The organism is Caballeronia sp. dw_276 (assembly GCF_018449635.1).
In the GTDB taxonomy this organism is placed as follows: domain Bacteria; phylum Pseudomonadota; class Gammaproteobacteria; order Burkholderiales; family Burkholderiaceae; genus Caballeronia.
This window is the reverse complement of the sequence record NZ_JAAVUV010000001.1, coordinates 146,453-159,485: the sequence shown is the minus strand read 5'-3', so window position 1 is coordinate 159,485 and position 13,033 is coordinate 146,453. Positions and strand designations below refer to the sequence as shown.

14 protein-coding genes are annotated in these 13,033 nt (G+C 58.5%); 5 read left to right on the top strand and 9 right to left on the bottom strand.

Translation table 11 applies throughout. From position 1 onward, the window contains the following. The first annotated feature begins 30 nt into the window (after positions 1-30). The gene (locus tag HB633_RS00730; protein WP_255580683.1) at positions 31-1,134 is read left to right on the top strand and encodes a glycosyltransferase family 4 protein; all 1,104 of its coding nucleotides are present in this window, start codon (positions 31-33) and stop codon (positions 1,132-1,134) included. Between the two features lie 105 nt (positions 1,135-1,239). On the opposite strand, the gene HB633_RS00725 is transcribed toward HB633_RS00730, so the two are convergent. Continuing rightward, on the bottom strand, positions 1,240-1,458 hold the full coding sequence (locus HB633_RS00725) for a hypothetical protein (RefSeq protein ID WP_213776170.1): 219 nt from the start codon (positions 1,456-1,458) through the stop codon (positions 1,240-1,242). 280 nt (positions 1,459-1,738) lie between these two features. On the opposite strand from HB633_RS00725, the gene HB633_RS00720 reads away from it, so the two are divergent. Beyond that, positions 1,739-2,350 carry a hypothetical protein gene (locus HB633_RS00720; protein ID WP_213776169.1) on the top strand — a complete coding sequence of 204 codons (612 nt, stop codon included), beginning with the start codon at positions 1,739-1,741 and terminating at the stop codon, positions 2,348-2,350. 1 nt (position 2,351) lies between these two features. On the opposite strand, the gene HB633_RS00715 is transcribed toward HB633_RS00720, so the two are convergent. The 7 genes from HB633_RS00715 to HB633_RS00690 are packed head-to-tail and all read right to left on the bottom strand — an operon-like array spanning position 2,352 to position 9,713. Next, positions 2,352-2,615, bottom strand: coding sequence for a hypothetical protein (locus HB633_RS00715; protein ID WP_213776168.1), 264 nt, complete (start codon positions 2,613-2,615; stop codon positions 2,352-2,354). A 7-nt stretch (positions 2,616-2,622) separates the two neighbouring features. Beyond that, positions 2,623-3,063, bottom strand: coding sequence for a dihydroneopterin aldolase (locus tag HB633_RS00710; RefSeq protein WP_346730240.1), 441 nt, complete (start codon positions 3,061-3,063; stop codon positions 2,623-2,625). Then, positions 3,060-3,710 carry a sarcosine oxidase subunit gamma gene (locus HB633_RS30730; RefSeq protein WP_255580682.1) on the bottom strand — a complete coding sequence of 217 codons (651 nt, stop codon included), beginning with the start codon at positions 3,708-3,710 and terminating at the stop codon, positions 3,060-3,062. The genes HB633_RS00710 and HB633_RS30730 overlap by 4 nt, the downstream gene beginning before the upstream one ends. After that, positions 3,700-6,702 (bottom strand): sarcosine oxidase subunit alpha family protein, encoded by a 3,003-nt coding sequence (locus HB633_RS00705; RefSeq protein ID WP_213776166.1) that lies wholly within the window; start codon positions 6,700-6,702, stop codon positions 3,700-3,702. The genes HB633_RS30730 and HB633_RS00705 overlap by 11 nt, the downstream gene beginning before the upstream one ends. Beyond that, positions 6,699-7,001: a sarcosine oxidase subunit delta gene (locus HB633_RS00700; protein WP_213776165.1), complete on the bottom strand. Its 303-nt coding sequence runs from the start codon at positions 6,999-7,001 to the stop codon at positions 6,699-6,701. Before HB633_RS00700 ends, HB633_RS00705 begins: the two co-directional genes overlap by 4 nt. 20 nt (positions 7,002-7,021) lie before the next feature. Beyond that, on the bottom strand, positions 7,022-8,266 hold the full coding sequence (locus tag HB633_RS00695; RefSeq protein WP_213776164.1) for a sarcosine oxidase subunit beta family protein: 1,245 nt from the start codon (positions 8,264-8,266) through the stop codon (positions 7,022-7,024). 52 nt (positions 8,267-8,318) lie between these two features. After that, complete coding sequence (locus tag HB633_RS00690) at positions 8,319-9,713, bottom strand: L-serine ammonia-lyase (RefSeq protein ID WP_213776163.1); 1,395 nt, start codon at positions 9,711-9,713, stop codon at positions 8,319-8,321. A 309-nt stretch (positions 9,714-10,022) separates the two neighbouring features. Between HB633_RS00690 and HB633_RS00685 the strand changes: the two genes are divergently transcribed. The 3 genes from HB633_RS00685 (at position 10,023) to HB633_RS00680 (ending at position 11,992) form a co-directional block, all read left to right on the top strand. After that, the gene (locus tag HB633_RS00685; protein WP_213776162.1) at positions 10,023-10,307 is read left to right on the top strand and encodes a hypothetical protein; all 285 of its coding nucleotides are present in this window, start codon (positions 10,023-10,025) and stop codon (positions 10,305-10,307) included. Positions 10,308-10,544: 237 nt separating this feature from the next. Continuing rightward, positions 10,545-10,679 (top strand): hypothetical protein, encoded by a 135-nt coding sequence (locus HB633_RS30725; RefSeq protein ID WP_255580681.1) that lies wholly within the window; start codon positions 10,545-10,547, stop codon positions 10,677-10,679. Positions 10,680-10,885: 206 nt separating this feature from the next. Beyond that, complete coding sequence (locus tag HB633_RS00680) at positions 10,886-11,992, top strand: GlxA family transcriptional regulator (RefSeq protein WP_213776161.1); 1,107 nt, start codon at positions 10,886-10,888, stop codon at positions 11,990-11,992. A 26-nt stretch (positions 11,993-12,018) separates the two neighbouring features. Here HB633_RS00680 and HB633_RS00675 read toward each other — a convergent pair whose 3' ends face one another. After that, on the bottom strand, positions 12,019-12,972 hold the full coding sequence (locus HB633_RS00675; RefSeq protein WP_213776160.1) for a choline ABC transporter substrate-binding protein: 954 nt from the start codon (positions 12,970-12,972) through the stop codon (positions 12,019-12,021). Positions 12,973-13,033: the final 61 nt, after the last annotated feature.

Below are 13,033 nucleotides of genomic sequence, written 5' to 3'. Positions count from 1 at the left end.
CGGGTCGGTAACACGGCCGTGAGCCCCCACATGAGTTATGCGCGTTTTGGCGCACGCTTCGCTGAGAGTTTCGATGACGTTGTCATTGTCGCGCGTGCATTTCCCACAACTGAGGCAGTCGGCGAAAGCGTAGTGGGCGAACATGTTTCATTCGTGGACCTTGGTGCGAATCGAGGAGTGCGTGGCCTGATCACAAGCTTGCCGCGGCTGCTGACGAGGCTTTATCGACAGCTGGTTGCAGCGTCCATTGTATTGATCAGATTTCCCGGGAATATTGCGTCGCTTGCCTTGTTGATTTGTCTTATCGGCGGCAAGCGCTTTTCAGTAGAAGTCGTCGCCGATCCAGCGGACTACTTCAGCACGTCTGCGTCGAAACATCCATTACGACGCATTGCACGGATCGTGCATTGCTGGACCACGCGCTTAGCCGCGCGTCACGCGGTTAGCGTGCGTTATGTCACGAGTGATTATTTACAGCGCAACTATCCCGCGAAACGCTCGGACATGATGTTTGGTTTCAGCGATGTTTATCTGCAAGATGCATTGTTTGATATTCCGTCGCCTCATCCCCCTGCCCCCGATGGCCGGCTGAAATTGGTCAACACTGCGATGATGCATAACCACAGCAAGGGCCACAGTGTCCTGCTGGAAGCGATGGCGGAGTTGCGTCGACGAGGAGTCGCGGCGGAACTCACGTTGATAGGCGATGGCGCGCTTCGCAGCGAATTCGAAGCGCAAGCTGCGCAGCTTGGACTCGACGATCACATTGCGTTCCTCGGCTTGATCGATGCCGACCGCGTGGTGGACCATGTCGCAAAACACGACCTGTTCGTACTGCCGTCCTATCAGGAAGGCATGCCTCGCGCGCTCCTTGAGGCGATGGCTGCAGGCACGCCCGTCATTGCATCGCGTGTGGGGGGGATTCCCGAAGTGTTGAGTGAGGCCTGCATGGTCGAGCCCGGCGACGTTGCCGCGCTGGTATCGAACATTGAGGCGCTGGCTCTCGACCGGTCATTGCTGGCAGCGCGCGCAAAAGCGGCGCGGGAAACGGCGCGGCCGTTCGCGTATTCGGCATTGCAAATTCACTACCGCAGCTATTGCGACGAGCTGATCAAGGCACATTGCAATGCGTAAGGATTGGGTCTATGTCATGCTCGGGTCGGCCTTGCCGGCCGCTAGCAATTTTGTCGCCGTGGTGTACGCACTGAGATATCTCGATGCAGCGTGGCTAGGGCGCTCCTACGCTCTCTTGGCGTTGTTCTTCGTTTCAATCGATATATTCAATTTCGGTTCTGCACGACTGTATAGCGTCACGAAAATTCGCGAGCGTTTTCCTAGCTTGCTATTTCTCGACACGGTTAGCGCAGCAGGCTCTGCTTTGTTCTTTAGCATTGCAGCGTGGGCAATGTCCGGCTCGGGAGCAATCGCATTACCGCAGATCTTGCCGATGCTGATCATTGCGCCCGTTGGTTACGCGACTTCGCATTTTGCTCTGGGATACTTGCGGCTCAACGGCGGAAATGGCGCCATATGCGCTGTCTCTACCGTGTCGGCTCTGTTTCGGTGCGCCGTGGTCTGGCTCATCGCAACACATCCGTCGTGGTCGCTCTATTTGCCCGACCTGCTTTTGCTCGTTGAAGGTTCATATGGAACGATGCTGCTCTGCGCTTACTTGCTTTCGCGCAAGCATGAAGCAACCGCATCGGCAGGTCCGGCCGCACTGCGGCAACTGGCGAGCTTGGGCGGTAAAGAGCTGATCAGCAGTTGGTATTCGAACGCAATCTTCTCGGGAGCAAAGCACATTGACATTATCATCGCTGCGATGCTTCTCGGACCTGCGGGTGCGGCGCTTTATCGTGGGGCGAAAAGCGTGCACAACCTCGCGTTCAATTTTGGGCAGGCGTTGGCGCTGGTACTGCATGCGCGAATGCTTGGATGGTTCACCGATTTCCGCAGACATGTTTCTCGAATGTCGATGCTCGGTCTTGCAATCGCGGCCGTCGCATTGCTCGCCTTAGCTACGTTTTCCGCCTTCAAGATCAAACTGTTCCCCACAGCAAGTCTTGGCGCACCTGCAAGGCAATGCCTGTTCCTTTTGCTGATCTTCACCGGTGCAGCGCTGATGTTTGCATGCAGGCTGACATCGATAACCGTATTTTCGATCAGCAAACGTACCTTCGTCATCTTGTCGACATTGGAAGTTGGTGCATCGCTTGCCTTGCTCTCTTGTCTTTGCCTTGTGTTTGGTGTGGTCGGGGCGGCGTTGTCGGTGGTGGTGTCCTGCGGTTCGGTTCTATTTGCTTCGCTGATCGTGCTGAAGCGATCCATGCACGTTACGGGTAGTCAATGACTTATTGCTCAAGCCGGGCGCGAGCCGCCATCGCAATTCGCGCGATGGTCTCCGCGCTGAAACGCTGCGCGATCCTCTGCACGTATTCATGATGCCGCGTAGAAAGCGGTGCATCGAGATATTGCGCATGTAGATATCGGATCAATGCAATGCGCCTGTGCCCCAGCGCAATACTGCGATCGAGCAGCGCAAGCGCCGCATGCGCGTCGTTATGCTCGCAGGCGAGTTGCGATAGCCCGGCGGTTTCAACGCGCGTGGAAGTCATTGCCGTTTTAGCGAAGTGCCGCCGTGTGCCGCCCGGAAGATACGCGCCACGCGTCGAAGTCGGCCCGATGCCAGTCAAGTTCAACGCCCACACGGCGTGTGCCTTCGCGGATCTTCGGCTTGTACAAAAGCAGCGTCAATGCATCGAGTGCCGGCCACTCGGTAAAGGACAACGTCGCCACTTCGACCGCGAGTGTTTCAAGCAAGCGCGTATGCGCTTTGCTTTCCAGATACGCCGAGACGCGTGCGCACCATCCTTCGTAATCGATCAGGCCGTCCGTATCCCCTTCAACCGGGACGCCACGATAATGAAGGCTTGCATCGATAGCTACAGGCTGCGGCGCAAGATACTCACGATCGTATAACCCGACGCGCGTAGGTACGACCAGCTCATCGACCACGATGCGCCAGCCACGGCCCGCAGGCTCAATCGGTTCATATGGTTTCACGACATCAGCGGCTCTGCCGCGTCGAGCATGATCTTCACGAAATAGTCCGCGAAGCTGCGGCGGATCACGAGATCGAAGCTGTCTTCTCCTGTCGGAATGATCGTCACCGATGCTTTGAAATAATGACTTTGCGCGCATTGGCCCATGCCGAACAAACGCGGATGCAAATCGAGCGGACAACCGCGGGCGAGGACATCGCGGGTACGTGCACCGCTGATCTCGAGAACGGTGTAACCGCTGCCTATATCTACGGCGGCCGCATACAAGCCCTTGAACGCGTCGCGCAGTTTTGCTTCCATGGGCGCCGCTTGCGTGGCCGAGTGCGACGCAACCGATCGCACGAGCCATTCGTCGGGACCAAGCCACAACAGATCGTAGCCGTTGCCCGTCGCCGTGGTGTTCGCCTTCTCGGGCGGTTTGCAGCCCAGTACGTTTTCAACGGCGGCGACAAACGCTGCATCACGCAGATCGCCGCGCAAATTCACGAGTTCAAGGAAAGGCCGCTCGACCAGACGAAACGCCTTCGATGTGGCCGCCTGATGTTTCTTGAGCAAGTTATCGACGCCCACGAGCGGGGACTCCTGCCACACGCCCTGCCCGATTGCGCGATCCACGACCGTCTGGTTACTACCGTTTTCATTCCACATGTTGACGTGCTCCTTCGCTGTCGTAGAACACCGAGCTGGTGATTTTCGCCGGCATCTGTTTGCCGCCAGCAAGCGGGATCATCACCGATTCACCGATCTTGTCGAGACCGCCCTTGATGACCGCCATCGCAATCGAGCGCTTTAGAATAGGGCTGAAATAGCTGGATGTGACGTGACCGAGCATTGGCGCGGTTTCGCCGCTGAACGGACCCGCGACGATCTGCGAGCCTTCCGGAATCACGAACGACCCGTCTTCGGCGAGCAATCCGACCAGCTGCTTGCGTCCTGCTTTAGCCGTATCCGAGCGCGTCAGCGAACGTTTGCCGAGAAAGTCCTTCGACTTTGCGACGAGACCGCCCATGCCGAGGTCGTACGGTGTCATGGAACCGTCGGTATCCTGACCCACGATGATGTAGCCCTTCTCCGCACGCAACACGTGCATGGTTTCCGTGCCGTAAGGCGTGATATCGAACTCGGCGCCGGCTGCCATCAAGGCTTCCCACACTGCACGTCCGACGTTTGCAGGCACGTTGATTTCGTATGCGAGTTCGCCGGAGAAGCTGATGCGCATGACACGCGACGCCGCACCCGCGACCGTCCCTTCCCGATAACTCATGAACGGAAACGCAGCGTTCGCGAAGTCGATATCGTGGCAGACCTTCTGCAAGACTTTGCGGCTGTTCGGACCGACCACGGCGAACGTCGCCCAGTGATCCGTCACCGACGCCAGACGCACGCGCATGTCGGGCCACTCGGTTTGCAGCCAGCGTTCGAGCCACGTCAGAACGCGTGCCGCGCCGCCGGTTGTAGTGGTCATCATGTAATGCTGGTCCGCAAGGCGAACGGTCACGCCATCGTCGAAGATCATGCCGTTTTCATCGAGCATCAATCCGTAACGGCACTTGCCCACTTCCAGCTTGCTCCACGGATTCGTGTACACCCAGTTGAGCAGTTTGGCTGCATCGGGACCTTGAATGTCGATCTTGCCAAGCGTCGATGCATCCAGAATGCCCACGCTCGTACGCGTGGCAAGCGACTCACGCGCGACCGCTGCGTGCATGTCTTCACCTGGACGCGGGTAGTACCACGGCCGCTTCCAGTTGCCGACGTCTTCGAACGCGGCGCCATTTTCGACGTGCCACTCGTGCACTGCAGTCTTGCGAACCGGATCGAGAAACTCGCCAAGCTCGCGTCCGGCAAACGTACCGAATGTCACCGGCGTATAGTTCGGGCGGAATGTCGTCGTACCCGTTTCAGGAATGGTCTTGTTCAACGCCTGCGCGAGGATCGCCATGCCGTTGATATTGCCGAGCTTGCCTTGATCAGTGCCGAAGCCCATTGCCGTGTAGCGCTTTACGTGCTCCACGGACTCGAAACCTTCGCGCGCCGCCAGGAAGATATCGGCGGCGGAAACATCGTTTTGATAGTCGATAAATTGTTTAGGACCCCGTGTCGCCAACTCACGGCCACCGACGAGCCACAGCGGCGTCAACGGTGCTTCGCTGATCTCGGCAACTTGTACGGGCGTGGGACGGGCGACGATCAAGCCGATGGCGCGCGCTGCATCAACGCCGGCGTCAACGGCAAACCGAATCGAACGGGCAAGCGTGAATTCACCCGCGCAACCACCCACGCTGCTCTCGGCTTGCATGGCCTTGCCCGGTACGAAGCACAGTTTTTCGTCGTGCCAGTGCGCCTTGCCGCCAGACTGCGCGAATAAGTGCAGGATGGGGCTCCAGCCGCCGGACATCGCGAGCAAATCACAGGGCAGATCCGCCTGCTTTACGCCCACAGTGCCGTTGGAATAAGCGCTGATCTCAACCGATGCCACCCGCAGCTTGCCTTGCGCAGCCGTGACGACCGAGCCATTCAGCACCTTCACGCCATAGCGTTTTGCCTGAGCCTGCAACGCGCCTTTTTCATCGGCGAGACGCGGGTCGACGACCGTGACTTGTGCGCCTGCCGCCTTGAGATCGAGCGCGCATTGATAGCCACTATCGTTGTTCGTGAACACAACCGCGTTGCGTCCTGGCAGCACGGCGTATCGATGCAAATACGAAGATACCGCCGATGACAGCATCACGCCCGGCAGATCGTTGTTGCCGAACACGATAGGACGTTCCTGCGCGCCAGTCGCGAGAATCACGCGCTTGGCGCGAATTTTCCAAAGCAGTTCACGCGTGCCCTTCCTCATCGATACCGGCAGATGTTCAGTCAGACGTTGCGTGACGGTGACGAGGTTGTGGTCCTGATAACCAAACGCCGTGCTCCGGCACAGGATCTTCACGTCTGGCATCTTGCGCAGTTCGGCCTCGATCTTCTGCACCCATTTCAAGCCCGGCGCGCCATCGATTTCCGCACGGCAGGACAGCAACGAGCCACCAAGTTCAGGCTGGTCGTCGACCAGAAACACACGTGCCCCAGACAAAGCCGCCGCGTGTGCCGCGGCAAGACCGGACGGGCCAGCGCCGACCACCAGCACGTCGCAATGCGCGAAGCACTTGTCGTAGCGATCCGCATCGACCTGTTCCGGCGCCTTGCCGAGACCGGCTGCATCGCGGATCACTTCTTCGTACTTCGGCCAGAACTTGCGCGGCCACATGAAGGTCTTGTAGTAAAAACCCGCCGGGATGAAACGCGCGATCTTCTGGTTCACAGCCATGCGATCGTTTTCGATGCTCGGCTTTGCGTTCACGCTCGTCGCGACCAGTCCCTGATACAGCTCAATCTCAGTGGCGCGTGCATTCGGCACGGTGTACGCGCCGGTTTCGAGCTGGACAACTGCATTCGGCTCGGCGACGTCCGCGGTCACAATGCCGCGCGGCCGATGATACTTCCAGCTGCGCGCCACGAAATGCACGCCGTTGGCAAGCAGCGCAGAGGCGAGCGTATCGCCTTGATGACCCTGATACGTCTTGCCATTGAACGTGAACGTGAGCGAGATTGCGCGGTTGATGCGCCCGCCCGTGGCGAGTCGGTCTTTCTGGCTCATTTCGCTTGTCCTTCTTCTTTCGATTCCATCACGGCGAGCGGCCGCGCGAATGTGTCATAACCCTGGAACGCGTAGCTCACGGTATCGCGCTGCGCCATGAACCAGCGGCGGCATCCTTGCGCATGCATCCATTGCTCACGATGCACACCGCGCGGATTCTTGCGCATGAACAGGTAGTCGCCCCATTCTTTGTCGGTGAGCTTTTCGGTGTCGAGCGGTCGCGCAATGTCCGCTTCGCCGCCGCACGAGAATTCGGTTTCGGCACGCGGTCCGCACCAAGGGCATTCGATCAGCAACATGTCTTTTCTCTCAGGGCAGATTAGTGGGCGACAGCGGCGGCGCCGTGCTCGTCGATGAGATGACCGGTATAAAAACGGTCGATGGAAAACGGTGCGTTCAACGGATGCGGCTCGTCATTCGCAATCGTGTGGGCATATGCCCAACCGGAACCCGGGGTCGCCTTGAAGCCACCCGTACCCCATCCGCAATTGAAATACAGGCCCTTGACGTCGGTCTTGCTGATGATCGGGCACGCGTCCGGCGATACATCCACAATCCCGCCCCACTGACGGTTCATCCGCACGCGCGAGAACACGGGGAACATTTCGACGATCGCCTCAAGCGTCCCTTCAATGATGTGAAAGCTGCCACGCTGACCGAAGCCCGTGTACTGATCCACACCCGCACCGATCACCAGATCGCCTTTGTCGGACTGGCTGATGTAGGCGTGCACCGCGTTCGACATCACGACCGTGTTCACCACGGGTTTGATCGGTTCGGAGACCAGCGCCTGCAGCGGATGGCTTTCGAGCGGCAAGCGAATGCCAGCCATGTCGGCAAGCGTCGAAGTGTTGCCTGCCGCGACGACAGCGACCTTTTTGGCCTTGATGAAACCCTTGGTTGTATCGACGCCGACCACCTGACTGCCGTTACGACGGATGCCCGTGACCTGGCAGTTCTGCACGATATCCACGCCGGCCTGATCCGCGCCGCGCGCATAGCCCCACGCAACCGCATCGTGACGTGCAACCCCGCCGCGGCGCTGGATGGATGCGCCGAGCACGGGGTATCGGCTATTCAGGTTGATGGTCGGTTCGATCTGCTTGATCTGTTCGGGCGTGAGAAATTCGGCATCGACGCCATTCAGGCGGTTCGCGTTCACGCGACGTTCAGTATCCCGAACATCCTGCAACGTATGCGCGAGGTTCATCACGCCACGCTGGCTGAACATCACGTTGTAGTTCAGGTCTTGCGAGAGGCCTTCCCAAAGCTGCATCGCTTTCTCGTAGAGTGCGGCAGATTCGTCCCACAGATAATTCGATCGCACGATGGTCGTATTGCGCGCCGTGTTCCCGCCGCCAATCCACCCTTTCTCCAGCACCGCGATGTTGCGCACGCCATGCTCTTTCGCGAGGTAATAAGCCGTGGCGAGACCATGCCCGCCGCCGCCTACGATCACCACGTCGTATTCCTGTTTCGGCTCAGGGCTTTTCCACTGGCGTTCCCAGTTCTCGTGATACGACATGCCGTTGCGCAGCAGGCTGAATATCGAATAGCGGCTCATGGTGTTTCCTTGAACTTGTTGATGTTGCAAACTCACTCGCAACCTTTTGATTTCAACACTCGATGACGTTCACGGCCAATCCGCCGCGCGACGTCTCTTTGTATTTCGTCTTCATGTCAGCGCCGGTCTCGCGCATGGTCTTGATCACGTTGTCAAGAGACACGTAGTGCGTGCCGTCGCCTTTCATCGCCATACGCGCAGCGTTGAGGGCCTTGATCGCGCCCATTGCATTGCGTTCAATACACGGAATCTGCACCAGGCCGCCAACCGGATCGCAGGTCATGCCGAGGTTGTGTTCCATGCCGATTTCCGCGGCGTTCTCGACTTGCGTCGGCGTGCCGCCCATGACCGCTGCAAGCGCGGCGGCCGCCATGGAACACGCCACGCCCACTTCGCCCTGACAACCGACTTCGGCACCGGATATGGATGCCGTTTCCTTGTAGATGATCCCGATCGCCGCGGCCGTCAGCAAGAACGTGACAATGCCTTCATCGGTCGCGTTGTGCATGAACTTCACGTAGTAGTGCAGCACTGCAGGGATCACGCCGGCCGCGCCGTTCGTAGGCGCTGTCACCACGCGCCCGCCGGCCGCGTTCTCCTCGTTCACGGCCATGGCGTACAGGTTGACCCAGTCGAGCATGGAGAGCGGATCGCGCAGCGATTCTTCAGAGCGGTTGCGCAATTGCGCCGAGAGATCAGCCGCCCGGCGTTTGACGTGCATCGGTCCCGGCAGCTCGCCGCGAACCTTGCAGCCGCGCTCGACGCACGCCGCCATCACGCGCCAGATCGCAAGCAAGCCTTCGCGTACTTCGCTTTCCGGGCGCGACGCGCATTCGTTGAACATCGTCACTTGCGCAATCGATAAACCCGTTTCGCGGCACACGCGCATCAGGTCGTCGCCGGTGCGAAACGGATGCGGCACCTCGCCGCCCGACTGCACGCCGTTCACGCGCGTTCCCTCGCGATTGATCACGAAGCCGCCACCAACCGAGTAGTACTCTTTCTCGACGACGAGCTGACCGTTTTCATCGAAGGCCTGGAAGCGCATGCCGTTTGGATGCACGACGCTCGATCCCGGCGCGCCCGGCATCAGCTTGCGGAAAAACCCGAGATGTTCGCGTTCGTCGAACTTCACTTCGTGCTTGCCGAGCAGCATCAGCGTCTTGCACTCGCGGATCGCCCGCAGACGCGGTTCGATCGCATCCGGATCGATCGAGTCGGGGAGATAACCTTCGAGTCCGAGAAGCACGGCTTTATCGGTGCCATGGCCCTTGCCGGTCGCGCCCAAAGAACCGAACAAATCCACGCGCACGCGGCGCACGAACGCCAGGAGATTCGCATCTTCGATATGCGATGCAAACCTGCACGCCGCGATCATCGGGCCGACCGTGTGCGAACTCGACGGACCGATGCCGATCTTGAACAGATCGAAGACGCTGACGTTCATGGCTTGCCTTGTGAGTGGAATGCGTGGGAATCACCAGGTAGTCATTGCACCGCACGTCAATTTCCTCCGATAGAACAAAAACGGCATGCACGTGGGACGGCGGCGTCAGCGCTTGAACTCAATTGGATCATGGGGCGTGAACGGGCGTATTAGCGACAATCAGCGTCGGAAACTGGCAAGTGAATCAAGCTGCGCGATGGTGGTGGCACGTCACATGCTGAATAGGCATTGAGCAAGCAAGTGAGCGTCCGCTTGTTCGGTATCAAACGATCCATGGACGTCTCCCGCCTTACAGAAAGGAATCCAGGCATGAAGCACTTCTCAATGGCATGCGCGATCGGCGCCGTACTCTGCGTATCCAGCACGGCATTCGCCCAGAACAATCCGCCCAGCTCCGCCACCGGCTTACAAGCAGGTGACAACGCCCAGACGACAAACCAGCCGGCTGGGTCGGGTACGACCGGAATGACGCACCACAAGACGATGAAGCACAAGAGCTCGACGTCCATGGGCAAAAGCGACACGCCCGGCCTTGGCACCGCAACGCCGAGTGGACCGGCGGCACCGGTCACGGCAAGAGGTTCGGGCTCATAAGGCTGTGGTCGAAGGGAACGCTGTGCAGCGTTCCTTGCCCACGCGAATTCCCGTACCCTGGGGCAGCGGTCGGCACGATGAAGGCGATTCGTAAGTTTATCGTCGGCAGCAATACAACACTTTTGCGGCGGGCATTACAGACCATTTCTGGTTGAAGAAACGCTGCGCTACACTGTGTTGGCGTTTTGCAATGCGCCTTGAAAACCTTCGTCAAACCCTCGCCATCAGGTTCGCCTCATGAACAATCTTCTGAAGAAATTCCTCGCCGTTCTTATTGTTGCTGCAGTTGCGGCTCCGGCTGTCTCTTACGCAAAGCCGCATCATCACCACAAGTTTCCGAAAGCCAAGCACGTTACGCATACGGCTCACTAAGTATCGGCGATGGTTTAATAGCCTGTGGCGGGAGTGTTTGGCCAGCTAACGGTTATAGATAAACGGCTTGCTCGTTGCCGGGCAAGCCGTTTTCTTTTGGACAGTTCGAAATTTCAACGCTTAATGGCAGTGATATGCTGCTTTATCATTGTGTCGCGTTTCTTATCCGCATTCCCTGATTTTGGCTGCATATCCACGGCAAGCGCATGAATCCCGCTGACCTTCTTCCCGCTCAATCGCCCGATACGGCATCCAAACAGCGCATCCGCTTCGGCATTGTCTTGTTGCCGAACTTCACGCTTACCGCGTTTTCCGGCTTTGTCGATCTACTCCGTCTTTCCGCCGATGAAGGGGATTTCAGCAAACCGGTAAGGTGCTCGTGGAGCGTGATCGGCGAGACGCTCGCACCCGTGCGCGCAAGTTGCGGCATTCAGATCACACCGTGGGAAACCTTCGATCGCGCCGAAACGTTCGATTACGTTGTGGTAGTGGGCGGTCTGTTGCATTCCGGCACGGGCGCAAGCGACGCCACGCTGCAATTCATTCGCCGCGCCGCCACCACGGACGCCACTCTCGTCGGGATTTGCACGGGCGTGTTTTCGTTGATGCGCGCGGGCGTGCTGGATGGTTATCGAATTTGCGTTAGCTGGTTTCACTATTGGGATTTCGTGGAACGATTTCCCGGGGTAAATGAGGACATGCTTGTCGCGGACCGGTTATTCGTCATGGATCACCGGCGCATTACATGTTCGGGCGGACGCGCATCGATTGACGTTGCGGCAGCAATATTGCTGCGCCATTTCGAGGCGGCGACGGTGCAGAAAGCGCTGCGTATCCTGCTCGTCGACGACATGCAAAAAGGCAACGCGCCTCAACCGCATCCCCCAGGTCTTGCACCTGCCACGCACCCAAAAGTGAAGCGCGCAATACTGCTGATGGAGCAGCACGTAGGACGATCCCTGACGCTCGATGAGCTTGCGCACAAGCTGGATTTATCGACCCGGCAACTGGAGAGATTGTTCAAGGCCGAGACGGGAAAAGCGCCTCAGGCTTATGCAAAGCAAGTCAGGTTACGCACGGCCGCGTGGCTTTTGACCAGTTCCGATAAAACCGTCGCCGACATTGCATCGAGTTGCGGGTTTTCCGATGCATCGCATCTCGGCCGCGAGTTCAGGAAACAGTTCGGGCTTGCGCCGATGATGTATCGCGAGCAACGCGGCACGGCCGCACCGGAAGACGCAGCGAGCGTTGCGACGCTGGAACTCGCCGCGGATTTCGATGAGACGTTTCCCGGACGCGCGCGGGCTATCTGAAGCCGCTCAACCCGCGCGAGCGAAGCTTACTGCGCTACATAAGTTTTGACCGCGGCCAGTCCATCCTTCCCATCGAACGTCTTGACCCCGGCCAGCCATTTGTCCAGTACTGCCGGATTCGCCTTCAACCAATCTTTCGCGGCCTTGTTCGGATCGGTCTTGTTCATGATCGGGGTCATCACGTGATTCTCGATGTCCGTTGAGAACTTCAGGTTATCGACCAGATGCGCCACGTTCGGGCATCGCGCGGCATAATCCGGCGGTGTCACCGTGAGCACTTTCGCTTCGCCGTAATTCGCGCCGAACACGTCATCGCCGCCACTCAAATAATCGATCTTCATCGATACATTCATGGGATGCGGCTCCCATCCGAGAAACACAATCCACTTCTTCTCGCGAATCGCGCGGCCCACTTCAACCAGCATGCCGGCTTCGCTCGACTCGACCATCTTGAACTTGCCGAGTCCATATTGGTTCGAGTCGATCATCTTCTTGATCAACGCGTTGCCATCGTTACCCGGCTCGATGCCGTAGATCTTGCCGTCGAGCTTGTCGTAGTTCTTGGCGATATCGTTGAAGGACTTCAGGCCTCCCTGGTACGCATAATCGGGAACGGCCAGCGTGTATTTCGCGCCGGTCAAATTGGGTGTGGGCAAGACCTTGATCTGACTTGCCTTCGTGAAAGGCTGGACGATCGGGTCCATCGTCGGCGACCAGTAGCCGAGGAACACATCGATCTGCTTGTTCTTGATACCGGCAAACGTGATCGGCACGGAAGCAATCGTCTTCGTGGGCTTGTATCCAAGACCTTGCAGCACAGTGGTCGCGAGCCCCGTTGTAGCGGCAATATCGGTCCAGCCGACATCGGCGAAACGAACGTTCTGGCACGCTGCCGCATCAGCGGCATACGCGCCGCCGGACGACGCGACATTCAATAAGACCACCAGCGCACACGACGACGCAATTCCGTGAAGTTTCATATTTTCTCCATGTTGTGGAAACTGCAGACACGACAATGCCGCGCTCGACCAAGCGCGTCAC

Bases quoted from the DNA above. Each gene is read 5' to 3' on its own strand.
- HB633_RS00690 (WP_213776163.1), bottom strand. From the start codon at position 9,713: ATGAACGTCAGCGTCTTCGATCTGTTCAAGATCGGCATCGGTCCGTCG.
- HB633_RS00715 (WP_213776168.1), bottom strand. From the start codon at position 2,615: ATGACTTCCACGCGCGTTGAAACCGCCGGGCTATCGCAACTCGCCTGC.
- HB633_RS00700 (WP_213776165.1), bottom strand. From the start codon at position 7,001: ATGTTGCTGATCGAATGCCCTTGGTGCGGACCGCGTGCCGAAACCGAA.
- HB633_RS00730 (WP_255580683.1), top strand. From the start codon at position 31: ATGAGTTATGCGCGTTTTGGCGCACGCTTCGCTGAGAGTTTCGATGAC.
- HB633_RS00705 (WP_213776166.1), bottom strand. From the start codon at position 6,702: ATGAGCCAGAAAGACCGACTCGCCACGGGCGGGCGCATCAACCGCGCA.
- HB633_RS00725 (WP_213776170.1), bottom strand. From the start codon at position 1,458: ATGATCAGCATCGGCAAGATCTGCGGTAATGCGATTGCTCCCGAGCCG.
- HB633_RS00685 (WP_213776162.1), top strand. From the start codon at position 10,023: ATGAAGCACTTCTCAATGGCATGCGCGATCGGCGCCGTACTCTGCGTA.
- HB633_RS00675 (WP_213776160.1), bottom strand. From the start codon at position 12,972: ATGAAACTTCACGGAATTGCGTCGTCGTGTGCGCTGGTGGTCTTATTG.
- HB633_RS30730 (WP_255580682.1), bottom strand. From the start codon at position 3,710: ATGTGGAATGAAAACGGTAGTAACCAGACGGTCGTGGATCGCGCAATC.
- HB633_RS30725 (WP_255580681.1), top strand. From the start codon at position 10,545: ATGAACAATCTTCTGAAGAAATTCCTCGCCGTTCTTATTGTTGCTGCA.
- HB633_RS00695 (WP_213776164.1), bottom strand. From the start codon at position 8,266: ATGAGCCGCTATTCGATATTCAGCCTGCTGCGCAACGGCATGTCGTAT.
- HB633_RS00680 (WP_213776161.1), top strand. From the start codon at position 10,886: ATGAATCCCGCTGACCTTCTTCCCGCTCAATCGCCCGATACGGCATCC.